The sequence below is a fragment of the Sinobaca sp. H24 genome, from assembly GCF_023845525.1.
On sequence record NZ_JALBWT010000017.1, the window covers coordinates 41,668 to 67,777 of the forward strand.

At 38.7% G+C, this 26,110-nt stretch carries 26 protein-coding genes and 4 pseudogenes; 23 read left to right on the forward strand and 7 right to left on the reverse strand.

The annotated features are described in order from the left end of the window. Positions 1–25: 25 nt before the first annotated feature. The 15 genes and pseudogenes from MMY81_RS19425 to MMY81_RS19490 form a co-directional block, all read left to right on the forward strand. Positions 26–334: pseudogene (locus MMY81_RS19425) on the forward strand (glycosyltransferase); the annotation flags it as partial. Positions 335–392: 58 nt separating this feature from the next. Further along, the gene (locus tag MMY81_RS19430; protein ID WP_308215410.1) at positions 393–1,352 is read left to right on the forward strand and encodes a glycosyltransferase family 2 protein; all 960 of its coding nucleotides are present in this window, start codon (positions 393–395) and stop codon (positions 1,350–1,352) included. A 19-nt stretch (positions 1,353–1,371) separates the two neighbouring features. Beyond that, on the forward strand, positions 1,372–1,605 hold the full coding sequence (locus MMY81_RS19435) for a hypothetical protein (RefSeq protein WP_252314147.1): 234 nt from the start codon (positions 1,372–1,374) through the stop codon (positions 1,603–1,605). Positions 1,606–1,755: 150 nt separating this feature from the next. Next, complete coding sequence (locus MMY81_RS19440; protein WP_308215411.1) at positions 1,756–2,652, forward strand: UDP-N-acetylglucosamine 1-carboxyvinyltransferase; 897 nt, start codon at positions 1,756–1,758, stop codon at positions 2,650–2,652. After that, positions 2,642–3,385, forward strand: coding sequence for a UDP-N-acetylmuramate dehydrogenase (murB, locus tag MMY81_RS19445; protein WP_252314149.1), 744 nt, complete (start codon positions 2,642–2,644; stop codon positions 3,383–3,385). The genes MMY81_RS19440 and murB overlap by 11 nt, the downstream gene beginning before the upstream one ends. Next, positions 3,351–3,524: a hypothetical protein gene (locus tag MMY81_RS35535; RefSeq protein ID WP_374562377.1), complete on the forward strand. Its 174-nt coding sequence runs from the start codon at positions 3,351–3,353 to the stop codon at positions 3,522–3,524. The genes murB and MMY81_RS35535 overlap by 35 nt, the downstream gene beginning before the upstream one ends. Positions 3,525–3,544: 20 nt before the next feature. Then, a complete protein-coding gene (locus tag MMY81_RS19450) occupies positions 3,545–3,793 on the forward strand; it encodes a hypothetical protein (RefSeq protein ID WP_252314150.1) in 249 nt (82 codons plus the stop codon). Continuing rightward, positions 3,793–4,353: an oligosaccharide flippase family protein gene (locus MMY81_RS19455; protein WP_252314151.1), complete on the forward strand. Its 561-nt coding sequence runs from the start codon at positions 3,793–3,795 to the stop codon at positions 4,351–4,353. Before MMY81_RS19450 ends, MMY81_RS19455 begins: the two co-directional genes overlap by 1 nt. A gap of 507 nt (positions 4,354–4,860) precedes the next feature. Further along, positions 4,861–5,385, forward strand: coding sequence for a serine O-acetyltransferase (locus tag MMY81_RS19460; RefSeq protein ID WP_252314152.1), 525 nt, complete (start codon positions 4,861–4,863; stop codon positions 5,383–5,385). A gap of 32 nt (positions 5,386–5,417) precedes the next feature. Further along, positions 5,418–6,428 (forward strand): annotated as a pseudogene (locus MMY81_RS19465) (NAD-dependent epimerase). Between the two features lie 42 nt (positions 6,429–6,470). Further along, positions 6,471–6,977 (forward strand): YveK family protein, encoded by a 507-nt coding sequence (locus tag MMY81_RS19470; protein WP_252314153.1) that lies wholly within the window; start codon positions 6,471–6,473, stop codon positions 6,975–6,977. A gap of 20 nt (positions 6,978–6,997) precedes the next feature. Beyond that, positions 6,998–7,210: a hypothetical protein gene (locus MMY81_RS19475; protein ID WP_252314154.1), complete on the forward strand. Its 213-nt coding sequence runs from the start codon at positions 6,998–7,000 to the stop codon at positions 7,208–7,210. Between the two features lie 84 nt (positions 7,211–7,294). Beyond that, positions 7,295–9,123: pseudogene (locus tag MMY81_RS19480) on the forward strand (polysaccharide biosynthesis protein). A gap of 74 nt (positions 9,124–9,197) precedes the next feature. Next, entirely contained in the window at positions 9,198–10,523 is a 1,326-nt protein-coding gene (locus tag MMY81_RS19485; RefSeq protein ID WP_252314155.1) for a UDP-glucose dehydrogenase family protein, read from the forward strand. Between the two features lie 504 nt (positions 10,524–11,027). Further along, a pseudogene (locus MMY81_RS19490) lies at positions 11,028–11,390 on the forward strand (IS21-like element IS5376 family transposase); the annotation flags it as partial. 106 nt (positions 11,391–11,496) lie between these two features. Here the strand turns inward: MMY81_RS19490 and istB (MMY81_RS19495) are convergent. From istB (MMY81_RS19495) to istA (MMY81_RS19510), 4 genes are all read right to left on the reverse strand, one after another. Then, positions 11,497–12,270 (reverse strand): IS21-like element helper ATPase IstB, encoded by a 774-nt coding sequence (gene istB, locus MMY81_RS19495; RefSeq protein ID WP_252311436.1) that lies wholly within the window; start codon positions 12,268–12,270, stop codon positions 11,497–11,499. Next, positions 12,267–13,814, reverse strand: a complete 1,548-nt coding sequence (gene istA, locus MMY81_RS19500; RefSeq protein WP_252314156.1) for an IS21 family transposase — start codon at positions 13,812–13,814, stop codon at positions 12,267–12,269. The genes istB (MMY81_RS19495) and istA (MMY81_RS19500) overlap by 4 nt, the downstream gene beginning before the upstream one ends. A gap of 370 nt (positions 13,815–14,184) precedes the next feature. Further along, entirely contained in the window at positions 14,185–14,931 is a 747-nt protein-coding gene (gene istB, locus MMY81_RS19505) for an IS21-like element helper ATPase IstB (RefSeq protein WP_252314157.1), read from the reverse strand. Continuing rightward, a complete protein-coding gene (gene istA / locus MMY81_RS19510) occupies positions 14,928–16,484 on the reverse strand; it encodes an IS21 family transposase (RefSeq protein ID WP_252314158.1) in 1,557 nt (518 codons plus the stop codon). Before istA (MMY81_RS19510) ends, istB (MMY81_RS19505) begins: the two co-directional genes overlap by 4 nt. On the opposite strand from istA (MMY81_RS19510), the gene MMY81_RS19515 reads away from it, so the two are divergent. Continuing rightward, positions 16,465–17,271 carry a CpsB/CapC family capsule biosynthesis tyrosine phosphatase gene (locus tag MMY81_RS19515; protein WP_252314159.1) on the forward strand — a complete coding sequence of 269 codons (807 nt, stop codon included), beginning with the start codon at positions 16,465–16,467 and terminating at the stop codon, positions 17,269–17,271. The two genes, istA (MMY81_RS19510) and MMY81_RS19515, sit on opposite strands and share 20 nt — an antisense overlap. Positions 17,272–17,499: 228 nt before the next feature. Here MMY81_RS19515 and MMY81_RS19520 read toward each other — a convergent pair whose 3' ends face one another. Continuing rightward, positions 17,500–18,204: a Na-translocating system protein MpsC family protein gene (locus tag MMY81_RS19520; protein ID WP_252314160.1), complete on the reverse strand. Its 705-nt coding sequence runs from the start codon at positions 18,202–18,204 to the stop codon at positions 17,500–17,502. Positions 18,205–18,401: 197 nt separating this feature from the next. On the opposite strand from MMY81_RS19520, the gene MMY81_RS19525 reads away from it, so the two are divergent. The 3 genes from MMY81_RS19525 to MMY81_RS19535 all read left to right on the forward strand — a co-directional run bounded on the left by MMY81_RS19525 (position 18,402) and on the right by MMY81_RS19535 (position 20,617). Continuing rightward, positions 18,402–19,028, forward strand: a complete 627-nt coding sequence (locus MMY81_RS19525; protein ID WP_252314161.1) for a CpsB/CapC family capsule biosynthesis tyrosine phosphatase — start codon at positions 18,402–18,404, stop codon at positions 19,026–19,028. Between the two features lie 112 nt (positions 19,029–19,140). Continuing rightward, a complete protein-coding gene (locus MMY81_RS19530; RefSeq protein WP_252314162.1) occupies positions 19,141–19,665 on the forward strand; it encodes a 5' nucleotidase, NT5C type in 525 nt (174 codons plus the stop codon). A 28-nt stretch (positions 19,666–19,693) separates the two neighbouring features. After that, a complete protein-coding gene (locus tag MMY81_RS19535) occupies positions 19,694–20,617 on the forward strand; it encodes a hypothetical protein (protein ID WP_252314163.1) in 924 nt (307 codons plus the stop codon). Here the strand turns inward: MMY81_RS19535 and MMY81_RS19540 are convergent. Beyond that, the gene (locus tag MMY81_RS19540; RefSeq protein WP_252314164.1) at positions 20,554–21,513 is read right to left on the reverse strand and encodes an IS30 family transposase; all 960 of its coding nucleotides are present in this window, start codon (positions 21,511–21,513) and stop codon (positions 20,554–20,556) included. The two genes, MMY81_RS19535 and MMY81_RS19540, sit on opposite strands and share 64 nt — an antisense overlap. A gap of 193 nt (positions 21,514–21,706) precedes the next feature. Between MMY81_RS19540 and MMY81_RS19545 the strand changes: the two genes are divergently transcribed. Further along, positions 21,707–21,937, forward strand: a complete 231-nt coding sequence (locus MMY81_RS19545) for a hypothetical protein (RefSeq protein ID WP_252314165.1) — start codon at positions 21,707–21,709, stop codon at positions 21,935–21,937. 54 nt (positions 21,938–21,991) lie between these two features. On the opposite strand, the gene MMY81_RS19550 is transcribed toward MMY81_RS19545, so the two are convergent. After that, on the reverse strand, positions 21,992–23,950 hold the full coding sequence (locus tag MMY81_RS19550; RefSeq protein WP_252314199.1) for a YjhG/YagF family D-xylonate dehydratase: 1,959 nt from the start codon (positions 23,948–23,950) through the stop codon (positions 21,992–21,994). Between the two features lie 216 nt (positions 23,951–24,166). Between MMY81_RS19550 and MMY81_RS19555 the strand changes: the two genes are divergently transcribed. Genes MMY81_RS19555 through MMY81_RS19565 form a run of 3 tightly spaced genes read left to right on the forward strand, consistent with a single transcriptional unit; the run spans position 24,167 to position 26,099 of the window. After that, positions 24,167–25,156 (forward strand): C-terminal binding protein, encoded by a 990-nt coding sequence (locus tag MMY81_RS19555; RefSeq protein ID WP_252314166.1) that lies wholly within the window; start codon positions 24,167–24,169, stop codon positions 25,154–25,156. Between the two features lie 18 nt (positions 25,157–25,174). Continuing rightward, positions 25,175–25,618 (forward strand): dihydrodipicolinate synthase family protein, encoded by a 444-nt coding sequence (locus MMY81_RS19560; protein ID WP_252314167.1) that lies wholly within the window; start codon positions 25,175–25,177, stop codon positions 25,616–25,618. After that, positions 25,542–26,099, forward strand: coding sequence for a dihydrodipicolinate synthase family protein (locus MMY81_RS19565; protein ID WP_252314200.1), 558 nt, complete (start codon positions 25,542–25,544; stop codon positions 26,097–26,099). Before MMY81_RS19560 ends, MMY81_RS19565 begins: the two co-directional genes overlap by 77 nt. The last annotated feature ends 11 nt before the right edge of the window (positions 26,100–26,110 follow it).

Sequence of the window (26,110 nt, forward strand, 5' to 3'; positions counted from 1 at the left end):
TAAAAGATAATGTGAGGATTTACATAATTATTATAAAATTGCTGACGTATTTGTTTTTCCTTCATATTCTGAAGGGCTTCCAAATGTTTTATTAGAAGCTTCGATGAGTGGCGTTCCTTCTATTGTATCGGATATTGGAGGTAATAGAGATATAGTACATGAAGGTTATTCGGGGTTTTTATTTACTGCAGGCAATAAAAAAGAATTTAAAGAGAAAACCATGAAAATTTTAAACAATGATTCTTTACGATTGGAATTTTCTAAAAATGCCATTGATTTTTCTAAGAAAAATTATTCTCAATTTAGTTTCACAAAAATATGTGGATTTATATAAGGAATTTCAAAAATAATTTTTTATCAACTTTGGAGGGATTATTATATTAGTTTCCATAATTACGGTTTACCATAATAGAGAAAATTTTGTAATAAACTCTTTAAATAGCTTAATAAATCAAACATATAAGGAAATAGAAATTATTGTTATAAATGATGGATCAACAGATAATACATTAGAGCAAATAAACAAGCTGCAAGATGACAGAATAAAAATAATTGATCATAATAATATGGGCTTTGTGGCTTCTGTAAAAAAAGGTATTGAAATATCTAAAGGAGAAAAAATAGCAATTCATGGATCTGGTGACTATTCAAGTACTCGTAGAATTGAAAAACAAATAGAATATTTGAAGAAGAATCCGTCAATAGGTGTAGTTGGATGTTACGTTAAAAAAAAAGATATTACTAATAATAGAGAATCCTATCATAAACCTTTTATACCTAAAAATAATTTAATTGAGTACCTAAAAAATAGAAACCCTTTTCTTCATGGAGAAGTTATGTTTGATAAAAACTTATATAATCAAGTGGGTGGTTATAGAGTATTTTTCAAATACGCTCAAGATAGAGACTTATGGATGAGGATGGCGAGTATTACTAAGTTCGGATGTGTGCCAGAATTTTTGTACACTAGATATAATCTTCCAGAAAGTGTAAGTAAATCTCCAGAAAAAGTAGTAATGCAAAAAGTATTTAATGAAATAAGCAGACAGTGTTTAGAATCAAAAGATAAGGGTGAAAAAGATTTAATTGAAAAATATGGTCAGTATGCTCCCTTTTTCTTAAATAATAATAAGCGTTTATCTAAAGAAATATTAAAAAAATCTATTGATGAATATCATATGAACAATTTAGTTAATGCTTATAAAATTAATGAAATAAACATTCAAAAAAAAAGAACAACACTAAACACTTTATTTAAAATTTTTATTACTTTTTCTTTAAAAAGTAAAACTTTTAAAGATGTATTTGAAAAAATAATAAAATTCTCAAAATTCTTTTCTAATAAAAAATAAATGGAGGTATTCAAAAACTATGAAGGAAGCACTTTTAAATAAAAAAACATCTAATGAATATATTATTAATGGAGGGAAAAAACTATTTGGGGAAGTGAAATTATCAGGTGCAAAAAATGCTGCATTACCTATGATTGTAGCAGCATGTTTAGGTGACAACTATACAAAATTAAATAATGTACCTATGGCTTTAAAAGATGTAAATACACTGATTGGAATATTAAAAGAGTTGGGTGCAGAGATATTCAAGTAAATGGTAATACCGTTTCTTGTAAAAAGGTATATTTCCTAATAGAAAAATCGCTCCTCAAAGAGCTAGTGAAATTAGGTATTCATTACTATTGTTAGGTTTAACAGCAGCTTTTCGAGAAGAATTGGAGTTACCTCTTCCAGGGGGTGTAAAATTGGCGATAGAAAATATGATTTACATATTTTGGGTATGAAGAAGTTAGGTTCTGAAATTATAGAAAATGAAAATGGTTTGTATTTAAGCTCAAAGAAATTAATTGGAAATAATATTGAATTTTATCTTCCAACTACTTCAGGTACTGAAAATGTAATGATAGCTGCATCATTAGCAGAGGGAAATACAACATTATTAAATGCTAATACCAGACCTGAAATATTACAATTGTCAGAATTAATCAATGCAATGGGAGGAGAAGTTCATTGTGCGAACAGAGTAGTATCAATAAAAGGTAAAAAAGTTATCCCCGGAGGGGTAGAGGTATCAATTATGCCAGGTTGGGATGAAGCGGTAACTTATGCAATTGCTGCCGGAGTTACTGGAGGCGAAATTTGCATACCTAATTTCAACACTTCTTTTATAAAAGAAGATATTAGGTATTTGAATTTAGCTGGAGTACATGCTTTTGAGTGGGGAAATTCGTTATATATAACTGGCAAACATGCAAAGAATACTTTTGATTTATTTACTGCACCCTATCCAGGGATAAACTCTGATATGCAACCATTGTTTGCGGCTTTAGCGCTTACTGCACAGGGCACTAGCACAATAGCGGATTTAAGGTTCACTGATAGATTTCAATATGTGAATGAAATTAAAAAATTCGGTGCGGACATCTCCACTTTCGGCAATACAGCTATTATTAATGGAGGGAAAAAATTAAATGGCGCTAATGTAGTAGCTACAGATTTACGAGGTGGAGCAGCTTGTATTTTAACTGGTTTGTTTGCTGAGGGAGAAACTATAATAAGTAACATCGAGCAAATAAATAGAGGATATGAAAATATTGATAGAAAATTAACTGATTTAGGTGCGGATATTTATGTTAGATAATATAGAAGGGGAGGTGATATTAGAAACTAGTGTTGCACCTTTTACTTCTTGGAAAGTGGGGGGAGAATGTAAAGCTATAACATTCCCTGAAAATATAGAAGATATTTTAAATGTTATAAAATATTGCAATAGTAATAAATTACCTTATGTAGTTATTGGAAAAGGTTCCAATATATTAAAGAGTGATCAATATTTCAATGGAGTTATAATAAATATTTCTAGAACCTTCAATGAAATTTCATTAAAAGAAAATAAAATTGTTGTAGGGGCTGGGTGTATGCTGCCGAAACTTGCCTTCAAACTTGCTAGAAATGGAATTGCTAATTTTGATTTCTATGCTGGAATACCTGGAACTGTAGGTGGGGCAATTGTAATGAACGCAGGATCAGATGGAAAAGAAACTAAGGATATATTAATCTCAGTTACTTACATCGATGAGAATGGGAAAATAGTAAAAGATAATACGAATGATGTTGAATTTGGTTTTAGAAAAAGTAAATTTCAAGAAAAAAATACTATAATAATATCAGCCGAATTTAAAAAAGAATCTTTAGAAAAAGAGATTGCTTTGGAAAAGACTAAAAAAATAGCTGACAGAAGAAAACAAAAGTTCCCTTTAAATGTTGCTACTGCTGGTAGTACATTTAAAAGCCCAATAAATGGTCCCTTTCCAGGTGAGATTATAGAAAAATTTAGGATTGAAAGGGTTAGAAATTGGAGGAGCGAAAATTAGTAATATTCATGCAAATTGGATAGAAAACAATGGAAGAGCAACAGCAAAAGATATTGTAGAGTTAATTAATTACGTAAAAAAAGAAGTTGAAAATAAAACGGGATATAAATTAGTAACCGAGGTAATATATATCAAATAAATAAATTTTAGGAGATTTTTGTGAATAAAAATAGTACGATATTTCAAATTTTTACATCGGTAGGAACTAAATTTGTTGTATTATTTGGAAGTTTTATTATGTCAATTGTACTAGCTCGTTATTTAGGGCCAGAAGGAAAAGGAATAGTCACTGCAATATTTGTTATACCTAATTTGCTTATTAGTATAGCAGATTTAGGGGTCAGGCAAGCAACAGCATATTATGTAGGTAAAAAATATACGATAAAAATATTGTATTTACTTCTATAATGAAAATATGGGTAATTTCGACTTTAATATCTTTAGTAATTGCAACAATATACTATTCAACCGGTTCTGATGATATGTATGGATGGAACCTTCTATTGATACCACTAGTGACTATTCCTTTTATGCTTATGAATAAATATACAGAAGGCATGTTATTAGGTTTACAAGATATTTTAACGATAAATTTTAAGCAGATCATTGGATTCATAGCTAATCTGCTCTTCCTAATAATCTTTGTTATTATATTAGACTGGGGCATTTTTGGAGCAGCAATAATTACATTACTATCAGCAGTTGTTGTATTAATTTATTCATTCATAATACTTAATAAATCGGTTAAAATCACTAAGGAGAAACAACATAATGTTACTTCATCTTTGATAAAAAAAGGATTTATATATGCAGTTGCACTATTTATTTTAAGTTTGAATTATAAAATAGATATTTTGTTTTTGGAACGGCTTTCTGATTCTGTAGAAGTGGGAATATATTCAGTAGGTGTTAATTTAACAGAGTTAATTTGGCAAGTTCCTGCCGCAATGGATGGTTTTATTTTCTAAAAGTGCAAATACAAAACTAGATAGCGACTCAATAGCTAGAGCTACAAGACTTTTAAGGATTTCATGGCCTCCCATTTTAGTATTTACTTTACTTTTGTGGCTAATTGCACCAATATTAATTCCTATTATATACGGAAATGATTTCTCTCAATCTTCGGAAGTTATTAGGTTATTATTACCAGGTGTTGTAGCTATGGTGCTTTTTAAAACTCTAAATGCTGATCTGCGGGAAGGGGTTACCCACTATTTGCATTAAGAGTTTATATTTTTGCATTAATTATAAACATTGTAGCTAACTACTTATTAATTCCAAATTATGGTGCTAATGGCGCTGCTATTGCTTTCAACTATAAGCTACACTGTAGGAGCTATTATGTTTAGTTACACTTACTTTAAAAAATCAAAAATAGACTACCGTAGCATGTTTTTATTAAATCAATCAGATATAGAATTAATAAAGATGAATTTAAAAAAAATAGTTTTTAAAAATAAAAAAGGAGAGAAAAAATGAAAATTAAAGAAATAATAAATCAAGAAATAAATGATGGTAAAAAGCAAAACTTTCTAAAGTCTATTTATATTCTTTATTTCTCTCCTAAAAAAAGAGCAGTTTTTATATTTAGAATTGCTCAAGAACTGTATAAAAGAGGCTTCAAAAAAATATCTAGGTTAACAATTAATAGATTAGTTACATTATTTGGTACTCACATAAGTCTCACTGCTGAAATTGGTACCAATATAGAGTTTCGTCATATAAATGGAGTAGTAATAGGTGATGGAGTCAAAATTGGTAACAATGTTATAATATACCAACAAGTAACATTAGGAGGTAAGAATGTTGGTGATAAACTAACAGGAAATTATCCAATTATAGAAGACAATGTAATAATATTTTCGGGTGCGAAGATAATTGGGAATGTAAATATTGGTAAAAATTCAATTGTTGGTACAAATAGTGTTGTTATAAAAGATGTGCCCCCCAACTCAACAGTAGCAGGTATTCCGGCTACTATAATTAAATCTAACATTTAAATATAGAATTAAAAATAAAGGAGATAAAACTTATGGGAGTTTTAGTTACTGGAGCAGCAGGGTTCATTGGTATGCATTTATCTAAGCAACTTTTAGAAGAAGGGTACAATGTAATTGGTTTTGATAATATCAATAATTATTACGATATTAATTTGAAGAATAGTAGAATAAAAAATATTGAGTAATTACAACAATTTTAAGTTCTATAAAGCAGATATAGTAGATACAAATTCGGTGAATAGTTGCTTTTCAAAAGAAAATATAGATGTGGTGATTAATCTGGCTGCTCAAGCCGGGGTAAGGTATAGTTTAGAAAATCCTCATGCATACATTGAATCGAATATTCAAGGATTTTTAAATATATTAGAGGCTTCCAAAAATAATAATATTAAACATTTAATATATGCCTCTTCGAGCTCAGTATATGGAGCCAATACTAAAATGCCCTTTTTCCACAAACGATGAAGTTAATCATCCAGTAAGTTTATATGCAGCTACTAAAAAATCTAATGAATTGATGGCCCATACTTATAGCCATTTATATGATTTACCAACTACTGGATTGCGCTTTTTTACTGTTTACGGTACTTATGGTCGCCCTGATATGGCTTATTTCTCTTTCACAAAAGATATAATAGAAGGCAAAAAATTAAAATTTTTAACGAGGGCAAAATGATGAGAGACTTTACTTATATAGATGATATTGTCGCCGGTATAGTAAAATTAATTGGAAAGCCACCTGAACCTAATATAAATTGGGATAAAGAAAATCCTGTACCAAGTTCTAGTTATTCACCATATAGACTTTATAATATAGGTAATAATAAACCAGTACAGTTAATGGAATTTATTCAAACGCTCGAAAAGCATATTGGAATTGAAGCTAAAAAAGAATTTTTACCAATGCAAGCCGGAGATGTAGAAGCTACATATGCTGATATTAAAGATTTACAAAAGAAACTAATTTCATGCCTCATACTTCAATTGAGGAAGGATTAGGCTCGTTTGTAAAATGGTATAAAGAATACTATTCTATAAAATAAAAAAATAACAGTGCAGCATACAATTGAAAAATGGAGGTTATTATGGAAGGTACAATAGATATACAACATATTATTAAGATTTTGAAAAAAAGGATGAAATTAATAGTAGTTATTACAATAGGTATAGTTTTATTAAGTGCTACATACACTTTTTTTGTTGTTACTCCGCAATATCAAGCTTCTGCTCAAATTTTGGTAAATCAAACACAAAACAATGACCAACCTGTTACGGCAACTGAGTTACAGTCTAGTAGAGAAATAATTGATACCTATAATGTGATTATTACAAGTCCAATTATTTTAGATAAGGTTCTTCAGGAGAATAATTATGATCTTACTCCAAGTGAATTACAATCTAAAATTACGGTATCTACTCAAGAAGAATCACAAGTTGTTATTCTCTCTGTTGAAGATGAGGATCCTTATTTAGCAATTGACTTAACGAATTCGGTTGCTCAAGTATTTGAACAAGAAATATCTAGTATTATGAATATAGATAACGTAAGCATACTATCAGAAGCAAGTGAAGAGGGCAATATGAACCGATAACCCCCCAACCCACTTTAAACATGGCAATTGCTATTGTAGTTGGTTTAATGAGTGGAATTGGAATTGCTTTTATTTTAGAATATCTAGATCAAACGATTAAAACAGAAAAAGATATTGAAAATATATTGAATTTACCAGTATTAGGAAGTATACCGCTTATTCAGCAAGATTCGATCAATGATGAGAGTGAAATAAATAATTCAAAAAAAACACGAAGTCATAAAACTTCATAAAAATTTTAAAGAATATTTTATTACTTGCATTAGGAGTATTTTAACCTCCATTATTAATATCAAATATAGGGGGAAGGTGTTGTAATGAATTATGCTAAAAGACTTTTATTACTAATGTCTATAGACACTTTAATAGTAATGTTTTCTATTTTTATTAGTACTTACTTGCTCTATAATAATGACTATATAAACTCATCAATAATTATAATGAGTTCTATCATTTTAATTATTAGTCATCATATATTTGCTCATTTTTTTAAATTGTATAAAAAAGTATGGCAGTATGCTAGTGTAAACGAATTAACTGAGATTTTTAAAGCTGTCACTTTTTCAATATTTATAGTTGCCATAATGCAAGTTATATTATTTAGTGCCCTTCACACTAGAACGTTGATAGTAACATGGATGTTACATATTTTATTATTAGGAGCTTCTCGTTTTGCATGGAGGATATTTAGAGACAATTACATGATGCCTCAAAAATCAGATGACAAAAAAGAACTCTCTTAATAGGTGCAGGAAGCGCAGGTAGAATGGTAGTTCGCCAAATTACTATGAGCGGATCTGAGAGTGAGTTACAACCTATAGCTTTTGTTGATGATGATATAAAAAAAATGAATTTGGAAATATTAGACGTACCAGTAGTGGGACAAGTTAAAGATATAGAGAAAATTGTACTGGAGTATGAAATCGAACATATTGTCATAGCTATCCCTTCTCTACAGCGCGGTGAAGTTCAAAAAATTTATCAAGAATGCCAAAAAACAAAAGTGCATACGCAAATTATGCCAATGATGGAGGATATCTTAAACGGTAGGGTGTCTGTCAGCCAATTTCGAGAGGTGCAGATTGAGGATTTATTGGGTCGTGAAACGGTAGAACTTGATACTTCCAGTGTTTCCAGCTATGTTGCTTACAAAACGATTATGGTGACAGGAGCCGGTGGCTCGATCGGTTCGGAAATATGCAGGCAGGTCGTTAAATTTCATCCAGAAAAAGTTATCCTGCTTGGCCATGGAGAAAACAGCATTTATGATGTTGAAATGGATTTACGCCAGCGGGATCTTTCCTGTGAAATCATTACGGAAATTTCTGATATTAAAGATAAAGTAAAAATCGATGTGATTATGAAGCGTCATCAGCCGGATGTCATTTTTCACGCGGCGGCTCATAAGCACGTGCCATTAATGGAGCGTAACCCGGAAGAAGCTGTTAAGAATAATATAGTAGGCACTAAAAATGTGGCGGAAGTGGCCTCTGATAATCATGTTAAGACATTTGTCATGATATCCAGTGATAAAGCCGTTAACCCTACAAGCGTGATGGGGGCGACGAAGCGTGTGGCCGAAATGGTCGTGCAGCACATGGATACGATCAGTGAGACGAACTTTGTTTCGGTTCGTTTTGGTAATGTACTCGGCAGTCGTGGCAGCGTTGTCCCTCTTTTCAAAAAGCAGATTCAGCAGGGCGGACCGGTTACCGTAACCGATCCTAAAATGACGCGCTACTTTATGACGATTCCGGAAGCCTCCCGCCTTGTTATTCAGGCAGGCGCTCTGGCTAGAGGCGGCGAAATCTTCGTGCTGGATATGGGAAAACCCGTTAATATTACGGATCTGGCAAAGAACGTGATTGAGCTCTCCGGCCATACCGTAGAAGAAATTGGCATTAAATATACCGGCATGCGTCCGGGGGAAAAAATGTATGAAGAGCTTCTCGGCGACGAAGAAGTTCACAATGAGCAGGTGTATCCGCAAATTTATGTTGGAAAAACGCTCCCAGTCGATGTAAACTTAATTACAGAGCTGATTGGCAATGTGAATTCTCATGATAAAGAAACATTAAAAGCTCATATTTTTGATACAGCCGATTTACGAAGACGCACGGTAACGAAAGTAAACTTTAACCAGTAGAGCATGAGGAAGGGAGCTGTTGCTTTCCTTCTTTTTTACTTACTAGCTGAAAAAAATAAAGGGGTTATTTTGTAATGAATATATCTGTTATTGGTACCGGCTATGTCGGTCTTGTGTCCGGTGTGGCACTTTCTGAAGTCGGTCATCACGTTACCTGCCTGGATATTAACGAAGAGAAAGTTGCTCAGCTTCTGCGCGGCGAATCTCCTATTTATGAGCCGGGTATTGAAGAAATGATGAAACGCAATATCAAAAGCGGACACTTACATTTCACAACAGACTATAAAGAGGCCTGCGACGAAGCAGATGCTTTATATATCGCAGTAGGTACGCCGGAAAAAGAAGATGGCACGGCAGACCTTCGCTTCGTGAAAGCCGTCGTTGACTCCGTCGCAGCAAACCTTACCGATGCGATTACCGTCGTTATTAAGAGTACCGTACCTGTGGGTACGAACGACTGGGTCCAGTCTCTCTTTGACGAACAGGCAGAAGTCGTGGTTAACGTTGTTTCCAATCCGGAATTCCTTAGAGAAGGCTCTGCCATTCATGACACGTTCTATGGCGACCGTATTATTATAGGTGCTGATAACCAGGAAGCGGGCGATGTTGTCGCAGCGATTAACAAATCCTTTGATATTCCGATCTTTCGGACTGACCGTCGCAGCGCGGAAATGATTAAATATGCGGCTAACGCTTTCTTAGCAACAAAAATTAGTTATATTAATGAAATTTCTAACATGTGCGATATTATGAATGCCAATGTTGAAGACGTCGCAAAAGGTATGGGTATGGATAAACGGATCGGCTCCGGCTTCTTGAATGCCGGTATCGGTTACGGCGGCTCCTGCTTCCCAAAAGACACATCAGCCTTGTTGAAGCAGGCAGAAGCGCAGGGGATGCCATTCCCGCTTATGCGTGCAGTCATTGATACAAACGCTGACCAGCAGCTCAAGCTTATTGATAAAGCCGAGGACCGCTTTGGCAGCTTAAAAGGCAAGAAAATTGCTGTGCTTGGCCTTTCCTTTAAGCCAAATACAGATGACATGCGCGCAGCACCATCGATTCCGGTTACCAGCCGTCTTATATTGGACGGGGCAGAAGTAACAGCTTATGATCCTATTGCGATGAACGCTGCTAAAAACGTGCTTCCTAAGGCGATTACGTATGCTGAAAGTGTAAAAGAGTGTATTCAGGATGCGGAAGTAATCTTTATTCTAACCGAATGGAAAGAAATTCTTTCCGATTTGCTTTCGCTTATCCAGGATAACAACAAAAAAGTTGTTTTATTCGATGGCAGAAACAGCTACGGATATCAGGAATTAAAGGACATCTCTCTTGTAGAGTATTACTCTATTGGCCGTCCGCTTTTGACCAACCAGTTGGAAAAGGTAAGCTATTAAATAAGAGAAAGACCTGACGAGACTGCTCGTCAGGTCTTTTTTTCAGCTGATATGTTGATTTTTGTACTTGAACGAAAAGTATTGCTCATTATGGTAGAAGGCTTTCCGGTGATAATGGGCTCTTTCGTTCACAGTTTTGCTTTTATTCGCCAGATGGAGGAAATGGTTGCTGGAATAGTTGTGGTATTTGATGTATGCGTTATCTTTTATTTTGGTGAACATAGCGCACCTCTTTCTTATAAAGAATTATATGTTCGTTAATAAGAATTACTGTTAGTATACACTGATTTTGACGAAGTGAAACGTTTGTTGACTCAAATAATATTACTTTTTTACTTCCCACTTTAGCACGTTGTAAACGATAAACTAGAGAGAGCAATTTATCACAATTAAGACAGAGCAGGTTTCCATGTCAGAGCCGGTGATAAAATCCCCAATATAGCCGGAATAAAATTCCCCACGTAAAATACAAATCATAGCCACTAGAAAGGAGTGCTGTGATTTGTGAAAACGAGAGGGGAATTTTTTATGATTAAAGACTTAAGAAATCAAGGCATGTCGATCAGTGATATAGCCAGAGAATTACAGATGGATCGAAAAACGATACGAAAGTACATTGAAGCGCCTTCGGCCCCACGGCCCGCTAAACGAAAAAAGACAAAAAGTAAATTGGATCCGTTTAAAGACTATCTCCATCAACGGATGATCGAAGATCAGGTCTGGAATGCCGTAAAGTTATTGGAAGAGATTAAAGCCAAAGGGTATGACGGAGGAAAAACCATTTTAAAGGATTACATAAAACCCTATCGAGAAGCTGGAAAAAAGAAATATACCGTGAGGTATGAAACAGCTCCAGGAGAACAAATTGTAACCGTCAAGTAGGATAGATCAATTTTTCATAAATAAGATAGATTGTAACCGTCAAGTAGGATAGATCAATTTTTCATAAATAAGATAGATCAACTTTCACCAATTAAGATAGACCACTTGTTTCGGGAAACAATGTTTTTCGATATTTCATGCGAATGCTGTCCATTTCTTCGCCAAACGTAATGATTTCACTGCGGTGAAGGAGGCGATCTAAGATCGCCGTGGTCAGGGTAGGGTCACCTAAGAACTTTCCCCATTCATTCGGTCCTTTATTTGACGTTAAGATGAAGGCAGCCTTTCCATAGAGGTCATAAATAAATTGGAAGAAAAGATGCGCTTCATGCATTTCGTACGTCATATACATGACATCATCGATGATGATGAGATCCGATCCAATGATCCGTTTATACCGGGTGTTGGATTTTTTGATGTGCTCTCGTGTTTTTAAGATATACATCAGATTGGCCATCGAAATAAAAGAGACTTGAAACCCTCGTTCGACGGCATGCACGCCTAATGCGACGGACAGGTGTGTTTTGCCTGCACCTGTCGGTCCCATCAAAATGAGCGTGAAATCATCTTCCACCCAATGAAGATCTTTCAAGACATTGAATTGCTTTTCTCCTAATGCATTTTGTTCTTTTAAATCATACGCAGCTAGTGTTTTTATTTCTGGAAACTCTGCCCACTTCATGAGTCGTTCGATGGTTTTTTGTTCCCGACACTGGAGCTCGTACGTCAAAAGTTCATGGGTGAACTCATGATACGTCCACCCTTTAGCTTCTGCTTTACGGAGAAGAGTCGGCAGCTCTTTGGCTGTTTCAGCCAACCGTAGGGTTCGGCATTGCTGTTGTAACAACTCAAAAGGATGGCTCATGACCCTCGCCCTCCCTTCAATACGTTCAAGTATGTATCGCTTGATCGTTCAGGCGCTTTCCATTCCATGTATTTTGGGTTGAGTGAAACGTCAGGAGAAGAAGAGAGCTGGACCTGCCGGTCCAGGGAATAAGCCATATCGCGAAAATCGTTGCCACTGATTAATTGGAGCTTTTGAATATCTTTTAGAGCTGCTTCTATGCTGTTTGGATGGGCTCGAATGGTTTGTTGAATCACCTTCAATTGATCGATCAAATGCCGTGGGTATTTTTCTGTTAATGCTTCGATAAACCACTGAATACCTGCTTTGTTAGAAAAAGCGTCCGACAGTTCATGAATTAACAGACTGCGCTTGGATTCGCTTTTCACTCGATGCCGCGGGTCTGAAATAACGATCCCTTTTTTCTCGGAAAGAGGGTGTGTTGCTAACACAGGGCCCGTTGGTTTTAAGCGAATCAAAAGGGTACGCCCCTCTATGATCTGGAGGTATGCTTTATTTGATGCCTGTTCTCGATACGTGCCTGAGGGCACGCTATATCGATTCTGCAGGTAACGAATGACATTGTCCTTATGAATCGTTCTTGGTATACTGGAGGAAAGATGATGTTCAAATAGGTAAGTAGTAGAGACTTTTTGTAAGTGTTGCTTTTCCAGGGCGTGCACTTCGAAAGGTCTCTTTTTTATGTTGTGATGCACTTTCCTATTGCCGGTCCGCTTTAACCAGGCCAAGCAGGCTTCATTCCACGTCGCTAATTGATCGAACACTCGGTTTTTGCTGAAGTTGTATTTCACAAACTTCACGACCTGTTCGATTTTCCCTTTTGATTCTGGATCACTTTTCCGGCAAAGGTACACGTTAAAGCCTCGTGCTGTTTGGTATTTGGTAAATTCGGCTGTTAAAATGAGATCTCCGGCGTTCTCACTGACGGCGAGCAGCGCATCTTGATCATAAACCATCTCCGCCGGCATTCCTTCGTAATAGGCAAACGCATTTTCATGACATCTTACGACGTCAGCCGTGCGGAAGGGACGATCCAGCCACTCGACATACTTATAGCGAGAATGGGACAGGACAAAAGCAATGAAGTAAAGGCGTTTGTGTCCTCCCGTTTTCTTTTTCACGACGGTTTGTCCAAAATCGACTTGCCCCTGCTGCCCCGGAAAACTTTCAGGAGTGGCCGAATAGTTTCGGTGCTGTATTTTTTTGGGAATATGGTACATCTCGCGCAGCTCATTCACATAATTACGGACTGTATTTTCCGTAGCACCTCGAAAACTCATCCGTTCTTCCAACCAGTCATGGACCTGGGCCCCAGTCAAATCCGGGTGCTCCTGCAGCCAGTGGAGAATCGGATCCCGGAAGGGATCCAGCTTCTTTGACCGGTGGCGCAGGGAAATGAGAAAATCCTCAAATTCCTCCGGGGCCATCCCCATATAATCTTTTACCGTATTCCTCGACATATTTAGTTTTTTTGCAATCGAGTTAATGGAAAACCCTTCGGCATGTAACTGCCGGATCTCTGCATATTTCATAAATCGCTTCACTCCAATTTCCTCACTTTCAATAAACTAGCCTCACCTATTAAAAGTGTCATATTTGTAGGGAAATTGGTCAATCTTATTTGTGGAAACCTGCTCTGTCTTAATTGTGATAAATTGCTCTCTCTAGTTTATCGTTTACAACAAATGCAGATGGATTGGAAAGAGGTAGGCTTTGTAACCATCGATGGGAAATGACTACAGCCTTAAGTTAGAACCAACGTTGCCATCTTTTAGATCCAAATCGGACATCAAACAGGTCCGCTTTTGCCATCCAGAGACCCAGGAGGCTTAAAAGAAACATCAAAAGGAAACAGGCAGGGAGTCCAGCCTGTTTCCTTTTGATTGATTGTCTGTTTTATAGCCGATATTCTTTTTATTGATGCGCAATCCCATGGCGTTCCCGCATGGACTGATGGCCATCAATGAGAATGGAATAGGAGTCATGAACGATGCGATCCAGTATGGCATCAGCTAAGGTCCCTTCTCCAATTTTTTCATGCCATCCCCGCGGATCAAATTGCGAACAAAAAATAGTGGATCCGTTTTGATGCCTCGACTCCACAATTTCTAACAGGTCTCTTGCTTCACTGTCTTTCAGCGAGGTAAGCAGCCATTCATCCAGGATCAGAAGATCCTGTTTAGTGTATTTTTTCATTACCTTGCGGTAGGTGCCCTCTCCGCGGGCAATCGCCAATTCATCCAATAAGTCAGGCAATCTTGTATACTGCACATGATAAAATTGACGACAGGCTGCGATGCCAAATGCACACCCTAAATAAGTCTTTCCGTTGCCGGAGGCGCCTTTTACAATAATGTTATGTTTCTCTTTGATATAATTCCCTGTCGCTAAGCGAAGGATTTGAGTTTTATCCAGTTTACGATCGGCATGGTACTCGATCCCTTCAATCGATGCCTGCGTATCGCGAAAGCCGGCATTCTTCATCAGCCGATCCAGCTTGTTATTCTGGCGGCGGCTCCATTCCCTATCAACGAGTAGAGAAAATCGGTCCTCGAAAGACAGGTCCTGGTACTGGGGGTTTCGCAGTTGATCCATGTATGTTTCTGCCATGGCGGTCATTCGCATATCATTCAACTTAGAAAGCGTATTTTCATTTGTCATGTGGTTTTTCCTCCATAATAGTCAGCTCCGCGCGTGAATCCATACGGGTTTGTCGTTGATTGCTTTGATTCTTTTTCAATCGGTGCTTCCGGTGGACGTTTATCAGATCCTGTTTTAAGAATGGTTTGCACACTTTTCAGCGTAGGTCTCGGCGTGTACATTAATACGCGTTGACAGGCGTTTTCTACCCGGTCGATTGAATAGGTATCCGCCAGCTTAATCAAGCCCAGGCAAGCTTTTAACGCCTGCTTTTCGACCTGATAGGAAGCTAAAATACGCTGCACCGTAGTGTAACTGCTCGGGCCCGCTTTCTGTCCCCATTCCAATACATAGTTGGCATCAAAGGTCATGTACTTTTTGTGATCCGATGGCATATGATCCATGATAGTAACGACTTGGCCCGTCGGGCCTGTCTGTTTCTTATGAGAGGCAATACGAAAATGATGATAAAACACTTCAACGATCGTGGAAGTGACGCGCACATCGACCTGACACTTCATATAATCGTAAGGCACCGAGTAGTACATGTGGTCGACCAGGATGTGATAATCATATTGAACCGTGGCTTTTTTCCACGTCGCTATTTCATAAGGGAAAGCAGGAAGAGGAACAAGGGCGAATTGTTCTTCTTCCAGGAAAGCCGTATACCTGCTTCCTTTCTTTTTTTGAAAAAGCTTGGTGTTAAAAGCGGTTCGTTTTTCCTGGATCGCTTCATTAAGCTCCTGCAGGGAAAAAAACGTCTGATTTCGCAGCGACGCAATAATCCAAGTGGAGATATGGCCCACCGTGCTTTCCGCACTTGGTTTGTCTTTAGGATGGCGAACACGTGCGGGAATAACGGTCGTCTGATAGTGTTCTGCCATTTCCTGATAGACGGCATGGATGACTGGTTCGTACCGGGAGGTTTTGGTCACTCCTGTTTTTAAATTATCCGGCACGATAATGCGGGGTGTTCCTCCAAAAAAATGAAATGCACGCACATGAGCCGCTACCCATTGCGAGGTCTCCATGGACAAGCAGCCTTCTACGTAGGCATATTGAGAACACGGCAGGGCTGCCACAAAGATATAAACCGGGACCTCTTCTCCCGTCAAACGATCGTTTACGGTCATCGTTTGTCCTGCCCAATCCACTTCCAATAGTTCTCCCGGCTTTCGTTTAATTCGCATCGTTGCTTTGGTTTTGCGTGCATAGGTATGATAAAAACGGCAAAATTGCCGGTAACTATAGGGAATGGCATTTTCTGACCGGCAGGTCAGGGCGTATTCATCCCATAATAGCGCCAGATTGACACCGGGCCTGGCCAATTCTTTATGAATCCATTCGCAGTCCGGTTTTCTTCGAAAATCGGAGGAAGCATGCTTTTCTGGAAATAATAGTTCCTGTAGATCATGATCGGTCCAAGAAGACTCAAAAGGCCATGAGATGTTCTTCTCCTGTGCCCGTTTCAAGACTTCTCTGATGGTATTTCTTGAAGTCGAACAACTGGAAGCAATCCCCCGTTGACTCACATTTTGAGCATGAAGCCGCAGTATGTCACGATACTTAACCATAAAAAAACCTCCTATAGAAAATGAATGGTGCACCGCAGGTGCCTCTTCATTATATAGAAGGTGGATCTCTATAGGACCGAACTGGATCTACAATGTGTCATTAATGGGTCTAAAAGATGGCAACTGTGGAACTATTCGATGGCTGTATTCAAATATGATTAGTTCTGAATTTTCCGACAAAAATACTTCCTCTTTGAACGAGCGGCAAAAGCGCTTAAAAGACACTTTATCCCAGCCGTTTTCCGAACAGGCCGTGCATCACTCTGATATAGGATCTATTGTCTATTCCATCACTTTTGATGACCACACGGTGTATGTGAATGAAACGAAATACGCTTATATAGATATCCAGTCTATTCAACGTCTATCTTCTATAAATTCTCTTCTGTATGACTTGGAGCTTGCCGGTTATTCACCAGTTGTTCTCTATCCGGAGCTTACCGATGTATTACTAACGCATGAAACACCATTTTACCGGCTGGTGCGCAAAGGATGCCTGGGTATGATCAGCGCGTCCTCCATACTTGGACGTAATCCAGGGAAATCGCAGCTGATCGCGTTGAATATGATACGAGGCCATTTAGCCCATTTTATTGGATCTCCTGATGATTTATTAAGGGAAAAGGATATAGAAGCCGCTTATACGAAAGTAGAGACTAAGGTGGGCAGGGAAGTTGCGGAAACAATGCGTAACAACCGGGCTCGCGTGATTGCTGATGATCATGTCGAAGTGGACTCTCCAGTGAAGATGGATTATATGAAACGGCCGAAGCGGCGTTTCTTTTAATAATTTTATAAACCGGTAGTCCTTACACAGGGCTGCTGGTTTTTTTAATTTATCGTTTATGTAGTCTATGCCTGCACAAAAAAACTCCCCGTTCTATTAAAGAACAGGGAGGTCGTGGAGAACGAGCACGTAAGGTGAACCATTTATCACGGGGGTGATAGTTAAGCCATTACCTTTTAATGCCAGATTAAAACATCTTTTTTGTACGGATAAAGAATGATGACCTGTTTAATCCGCGTCGGTTACGATCACAATCGTGCTTTTATCATATATGAAATCCCAGTCTACATAAATGTTCTGGACGTTCACATGAAGAATGCTGGAAAACACATCCTGTCTGTAAAACAACTCCTTTTCCACGATGCGTTTGGCTGTCTTCAACGCGTAGCCGTGGCCCATCTCAATCAGCTTTTTCTCAATAGCGACGAGAATGCCTTCCCGGACAATAAGGATCGTACGCTTATCGATGCGAACCGAAGCGACCCGGTCCGGCCGGCGCTCTGCCTCTTCGCTCAAGTCAGCTACCTTTTCTTCGACCTCCCGCTTGTACTCGTACTGCTGCTGGAGGGACTCATTCATTTGATCGGCGCTTTCAAATGCTTCGGGCTTTAATCCGATAAGGACGCCGGAGTGGTCAGAGAGGTTCCAGTCAAAGAAAAACTCATTGTAGACTTCTCCGGTTATGCTCTCGATGTAGCGCCGGACTTCCGGGCTTATTTCTTTCATCATGCTCTCACGCAGGGAATGAACGGCTTCCTCCCCTTCCGCCTGCATAAGGCTCCGTTCCATCGGGGAGAAAAATTCGCGCAGAAAGATGATTGCATGGCTTTCGCCGAGCAGGGCGTAGGACGCCTGCGGTCCTTTGCCGAACGTATCGCGGAGCAGGCGCCCGGTGAAGCTTGCTATCTGTTGTTGCTGTTCTTTTATTATCATAGCAGCCTCCTTGATTCAAACATAAAGCGGGTATGGCAGCGTCCGGGAAAGGAAAATGCCCGTTTCTTTTTCGGTCCGATACTGTAAACAGGTTTGTGCCGGTCCAGCCAGGGGAATAATAGAATAACGATTAAAACGAATGGCACGCTTCCTGTTTCTCTCCTTCGTTAATTCTAACAGAAAAGGATGGATGCAATATGATAGGCTCTGAATCTTCCAACAAACAGGCTGCCTTAACGCAGAGGCAGAAGCGGTTGAATGATACGCTCGAAAAGCCTTTATCCACGGAAGCTGCTTTTCATGCCGGTATTGGTTCGGACGTATACCACGTGTCGTTCGAGGACTATACCGTGTATGTGAACGACAGCCGGTACGCGTATATCGATATTTCCACGACAGAAATGATTTCCGCTATGGAACGGGTGCTGTATGATTTAGAGCTTGCCGGCTACTATCCGGTGATATTGTATCCGGAGCAGGCAGACGTGCTGCTGACCCATGAAGTTCCGTTTTACCGGCTCGTCCGAAAAGGATGTCTCGGCATGGTGAGTGCGGCGTCCATTGTCGGACGCAACCGCAGCAAAACCCAGATGATTGCAATGAATATGATCCGTGGGAATTTAGCCCATTTTATCCATTCTCCCTCGGGCCGGGAAGAAGAGCTCGAAGCGGCCTACGCGAAAGTCGAAAGCAAGATCGGAAAAGAAACAGCTTCTTCGCTGCGGGATAACCACAGACGCGTGCTGGCCGATGACCATGTAGAGGTCGATCTGCCGGATAAGCTCGATTACATGAAAAAGCCGAAATGGCGTTTGTTTGGATAATAGAATGCATAGAAGAGCAGCCACAACGGCTGCTTTTTTAGATAGGGCTTTAGCTTTCTTTCGATGCACGATAGAATGAAAGAAACGTACATAGATTCAGGAGGAGAAATAGATGAAACGAATTGCGATTGATATGGATGAAGTGATGGCTGACCTTATCCCGAAGCATTTACAGCTGTACAATGAAAACTTCGGCGAGGCGCTGACGGTGGAGGACCTGCACGGCCGGAAGCTGCGGGAAGTCCGTCCTCATGCCGTAGAGGAGCTGCGCGGCTACTTGAGCGATCCCGGCTTCTTCCGCGATCTTGAGGTGATGGAAGGCGCCCAGGATGTGATTCAGGAACTGCACGAGGATCACGAGATCTTTATTACAACGGCGGCAATGGAATTTCCGACATCCTTTAATGCGAAGTATGAATGGCTGAAGGAACACTTCTCGTTTTTAAACGATTTGAACTTCGTGTTCTGTGGTGACAAAGGAATCATTAACGCGGATTACCTGATTGACGACAACGCCCGCCACTTCAAGCGCTTCGAAGGCACCGGGCTGCTGTTTACCTCCCCGCATAATATACACGTAACCGGATACGAGCGGGTGGACAGCTGGGGAGATGTGAGGGAGTATTTTTTGAAATGATTTATATTAGTATAAGGAGTAGTAGGCAATGGACAATGAGTGGACTTGGGTAATAAACATTTTAAAAGTTGCACCTCCAGCTTTAGCTTTAGTCATATCATCTATAGTAGCAATGTTTAAAGCATATCAAGCTAATCGACTTGATATGATTTTAAGTACGAATTACGAAAGAATCAAAAATAGAACAATTATAATTCTTTGTACTGCCTTTGTTATTATGATTGCATTAATAATGCTGTCTTATCAGATGAAAGAAATTAACGATGTCATTATGATATTTGGATTGTTTAATTTCATTATTTTTTTAACGACACTTTTAACAGGAATGTTTTTAATAATATTAAAATGGCAAAAATACATCAGTTATAATTTAGTAAAGATATTTGTTGGGGTTAACTATATTTCATTTATTTTCTTTTCTATAGTAATTAATCGAAGTTTAATAGAAAATGCTGAACAGTCTGAAAGAATTCTCATATATTCAACAGAGTATGCTTTCTTGGTACTTGCATTTGTTTTATATTTTTACTTAAGCAATTTGTATCATTCAAAAAGGTATTCGTTAATTACCTATCCAAAACAAGAGGCTGACGTTCATTTAAAAAATATGGAAATTCTATATTCATATTCAAAAGATATCCAAGTATTAAATTCCTTAAATGATGAGGAAAAAATAAATTCTTATGACCTTCCTTTATATTTGTATTTCGTTCAAAGCGAAACTCTTCAAAAAATTAAAGAAATTGATAGTTTGAAAAATAACTTTCGAAAAAAGTTTCAATTAAGCTATAGATTCAAAAAAAGTGATAACTTTAATGAAATAATATGGAACAAACGCCATGAGCTATTTTTTAAATATATAAAAAGCAATTATTACTTTTTAAATTGTCAAATTAAGTTAGACAATATATCAGTCCCCATATACCTCATGAATACTTCCAATGGTGTATGATAATTTAACGATTTTCTTGGGATATGATTTCGTTTGGAAGTTACAGCGGATATGTAGGGTTGCTCCACCTGCTGAAAATCCATTTGTTTAGGTAGTCCGTTTCTTCGAAGCAGACCGTTTGAATGTTCGTTTAACCCACGCTGGGAAGGGGTTCCCGGGTCGGCAAAATAGATAGAGATATCATGCCTATTACTAATCGACCGCCAGTTCGAAAACTCTTTGCCGCAATCAAACGTGATCGATTTAAAAAGGTGCTTTGGAAAGCGGCTGCACCATTGGTGCAGCGTGGTTTCAATATCATCAGCTGTACGGCCTGCCGGCTTAAGAGTAATAATGACTTTTGACAGACGCTCGACCAGTGTAATAATGGCACTTTTGTGGTGACGGCCTACAATAGTATCTCCTTCTAAGTGGCCAAACTCCTGGGAAAAGGCCGGATAATCGTGTTCTCTTTCCGAAAGGGTCCGTCGAAACGCCTGTTTTCCCCGGCGCTCCTGATGTCCATTCGGTTTTCGTTTCCCTTTCATCGGCAGAGTGCTTCGGTCCAACACCCGGCGCTCGAACATGCGGTACAGCGTGCGACTAGAACAGGGAAGCGGGTGTTCTTGTCGTCCAGCGATGACGTCCGGGGTCCACCCGTCTCCTACTTTTTCGATTACGTAGGTGCGATCGGTGTCGGATAAGAACGTGGGTCTTCGGCCACAGCGCTGTTTATTGACCTGATACCGCTGCATATAATCGAGGACGTTATGCCCGTCCCGTAAATACGAGACCACGTTGTGTATCGTTTGACGGGCCCGCCCCAGGTGTTTGGCGATCCTGGAAACTGGGATCTCGTTGTGCATATACGCTTCTATGAGAACGACTTCATTCGTGCTAAGATGGGTGTAGGTCACTCGTGATCACTCCTATGATTTCTTTGGTCGGAAGTTCATATGGAGTGTACCACGAGTGCCTTTTTTTCATTGTCTAGCTTAATTTTACAATCGGCGCTTAGAAAAAGTAAAAGATGTTGAAGAGTTCCAACATTTAAAAAATAAATTAAAGCAATTGGATATTATTACTTTAAAACAGGCAAAGGTAAGAGGTATGTCGGCAAAGGTAATTATGCAGCCGGCTTTAATAATTACTTTGTTGGCTTTTGTATTTTCTTTCATGACCTTTGTGTTTTCCCCTTCGTATTTAATGGTGGCACTAATTGTATTGTTTACAGTGATTTCAATAGTTAGAGGAAGAAAAGATTACTTAATCGCTTTGCACTTTACAGATCTTGTTAAAGAATGTATTAAAGAGAAAGAAAGAGAGAACATTCAAGATTGAATAGATATTAAAATCAAAAAAGCAGAGGCTGTTTTACTAAGCCTCTGCTTTTGACTATATATTATTTGGTTCTAAAGCTTTCTGTCCCGCTTTCAATACTTCAATAATGCGATCTGTATCGTATACGCTGCCTCTCCAAGTTCCGCCACTAACGCCTTGTAAAGCTGCCCAAAGCTTTGTATCATCCGGAAGTGATGGATCAGGAGCCATAGTTGGATGGGGATCTCTGTTGTTTAATACAGCAGAGCCTTCAACGAAAGACAATTCCTCGTTTGTTGTTCCAACAAAATGAAGGTGGCCCTCCAGATTTCTCGTATCAATACGAACGTCTAAAATATCACCATCGCGAAGCTTGCCAATAGGGCCTCCAGCTAAACCTTCAGGTCCAACATGACCAATGCAGGCACCGGTGGAAACCCCGGAAAAGCGTGCATCCGTTAATAAGGTTATATACTTTCCGTAAGATAAATGTTTTAGTGCAGAGGTTAATTGATACGTTTCTTCCATTCCAGTTCCCAATGGCCCTCTACCAATAACGGCCATTAAATCACCTTTATTAATATCCCCATTCTTTATAGCTTTTATTGCATCTTTTTCCGTCGTAAATACTTTAACTGCTCCCCGGTGATGATAGATGCCGTTATCATCAAGCCTGCTTGGGTCAATTGATGTTGATTTCATTACAGCCCCTTCAGGAGCAATATTTCCAATCGGGAAAGTAACGGTAGAAGTCAATCCTCTTTCGGCTGCTCTCTCCAGAGTCATGATAACGTCATCGCCATCAATGTTGTCTTCTTCCCATAAGCGTTTTTTCATCTCTATCCGTCGTTCAGACTGTTCCCACCAATCTAATACATCTTTTAGTGTTTCACCAGTAACCGTAAGAACAGATTCATCAAGAATGTTTAATGGACGCAGACGAAGCATCGCTTCAGGTACCCCGCCTGCTAGAAAAGCCCGAACAGTAGGGTGATGCTCTGGGCCGTTAGGTAGTACACTGACAATTCGAGGAACTTTTTTATTTACCTCATTCCAATCTTCTACAGTAGGAACATCTAATCCCGCTGCATAAGCAATAGCTGGTATATGAAGAAGTAAGTTAGTGGATCCTCCAAATGCTGCGTGCACAATCATCGCATTTCGGATGGAAGCATTTGTAAGTATATCTTTTGTCGTTATTTTCTTTTCTTCTAAAGCCATCGCTGCTTTTGCAGATTGACGCGCCATTTCTTTCCAAATAGGTTGGCCAGATGGAGCAAGAGCTGAATGAGGTACAGATAATCCCATTGCTTCTCCAACAACTTGGGCAGTAGCGGCAGTACCCAGAAACTGACATCCTCCTCCAGGTGTTGCACAAGCTCTGCACCCAAGGTCAGCAGCTTCTTGTAAAGTGATTTCTTCCTGAGCAAAACGGGCACCTATAGATTGAATCTTACCTGCGTCCTCACCTCGTTCCGGTGGCAGTGTAACCCCTCCGGGAATCGCTACAGTGGGCAGGTCGTGCATGGAAGCTAAAGCTATAAGAATAGCCGGTAGTCCTTTATCACAGGTCCCAATACCAATTACTGCTTTTCTTGTAGGTAGAGAACGGATTAGTCTTCGATAAACCAGAGCGGCATCGTTTCTATAAGGAAAGGAATCAAACATACCGGTAGTCCCTTGAGATCTGCCATCACACGGATCACTGACATAAGCTGCAAAAGGAATACCTCCATAATGACTTATTTCTTCAGCAGCTTCTTTCATCAACAAACTTACTTCCCAATGTCCCGTATGATAACCTAGCGCAATAGGTTCACCGTTTTCTCCCCGCATACCGCCTTGAGTGCTTAATAGAAGTATCTGTTTTCCATTCAATTTACCGGGTTCCCATCCCATTCCAACATTCTGGGACAGCCCGAATAAATCACCGCTGGGCGAATTCAGCAGCATGTTTTCACTCAAAGGCAGTGAGCCCTCTGGTCCTTTAGCCTTTGTTTCGATTTTGAACACTTCTTTGCTTGAGTTTTTCATTAATATATTAATTTGTGACAATGTTATCCCTCCAATTTTATAAAATTCAAAAAACAGATTGTATTATTAAGCGCTTTCATATAGAATACAATTTAATCGTATAAGTAATTCATCTTCTTGTCAATTTAATAAAATAGAGTTTTATAATATAAAACAAAAAATTTTTTACTTATTTACGAAAACTCTGTTTTATAATACAAAACTAGGAGGAATGTAATGAAGTATAAAGTAGTGATTACAGATTATGAATTTTCGACATTAGCTCCAGAAGAAAAAGTATTGGAGCTGGCAGATGTAGCATTTATAAAAGCGCAATGTACCACGGAAGACGAAGTAATTGAAGCGTGTAGAGATGCCGATGGTATTCTTAATCAATATGCCCCTATAACTAGAAAAGTGATAGAAAATCTTGAGAATTGTAAAGTTATTTCAAGGTATGGAGTTGGTGTTAATACAATCGATTTAGAAGCTGCTACAGAAAAAGGAATTATTGTAGCTAATGTGACGGACTATTGCATGGATGAGGTTTCTGATCATGCTTTCTCATTACTATTGGCTTGTGCCAGAAAAGTACCGCAACTTAATAAAGCAGTGAAAGCAAAAAATTGGGACTACAAAATAGCAGTTCCTATTTTTCGACTGCGTGGCAGAACACTTGGACTTGTTGGCTTTGGGAAAATTCCACAGACTCTGGCAAGAAAGGCTCAAGCGTTCGGTCTTAAAGTTATAGCAGCAGATCCTTTCGTATCAAATGAAATTGCTGAAAAATATGAGACTGAAATTGTAGAACTGGAAGAACTGTGCAGGCGTTCTGATTTTATTTCTGTCCATGCTCCGTTAGTGGAAAATACCAGAGGGATGATCAGTGAAAAAGAATTTAAATTGATGAAAAAAGAAGCGTTTATTATAAATACTGCTAGAGGTCCAGTCATTGATGAGAAGGCTTTAATTGCAGCGCTCCAAAATGAAGAAATAGCAGGAGCGGGACTTGATGTAGTGGAGACGGAACCTATATCAACTGAAAATCCGCTGCTTGAGTTGGAGCAGGTGATCATTAATCCTCATGTTTCCTGGTATTCGGAAGAGTCTCAAGACGAATTAAAAAGAAAAACTGCTCAAAATGTTGCAGATGTACTAAGTGGTTCATTTCCGCAATATCTTGTTAATGAGAAAGTGAAAGAGAAAGAAACAGTATTTATAAAATAATAAAAGGTTGGTGAGAGCATGTCAGGTCATGATTTGAAAGGTATTATTCCTCCTGTGGTAACTCTTATAAATAAAGACCATTCAATTGATAAGAAAGGAATGACTGAACATATAAATGATCTTATCAGCAGTGGAGTTAATGGTTTGTTTTTCATGGGTACCGGAGGAGAATTCGCTCATATGAGTATGAAGACAAGAAAGGAAGTTACAGAACTCGCTGTTAAAGTGGTCGGTGGCCGAGTGCCGGTCTTAATAGGGACAGGGACAGCGGGACTTGAGGAGACAAAAGAATTATCTGTTCATGCTGAAGAGTCTGGGGCAGATGGATTAGTTATTATTAATCCTTATTATTCTTACGTAGAAGAAACCCATTTGTTTGCCTATTTTGAAACTCTGTCAAAAGAAACGAACCTGCCTATCATTTTATATAATTTTTCCTGGAACGACAGGTCAGGATCTTAACCCGGACTTTGTAGCTCGACTTGCTGAAAAAATCCCATCAATTATAGGAGTAAAAGAAACAGTGGATGAAGCTGGACACATTCGAGAGATGATAATCAAAACGAAAGCTGTGAGACCTGAATTTAAAGTTTTTTCGGGTTACGATGATCATTTATTAAATACTTTGACTCTAGGAGGGGACGGGGCTATCTCTGTTGGTGTTAACTTTGCACCAGAACTACAGGTAGGCATTTATAAAGCATATCAAGATAAGAAATTTGAAGAAGCAATCATACTGCATCGTCGTTTAGCGTATATACCACTTTTATATAAATTAGATACTCCATTCATCAATATAGTAAAGGAAACCATGATCATGCTGGGTAAACAGATACAGCCAGATGTTTTCCCGCCTGGCTCTGCTGTCACGGAGCAGCAGAGAGTGCAAATAAAAGAAATATTGAAACAAGCAGGGCTTCAACCTGTCTCACTCAAAAAGTAGCAGCAGATGCT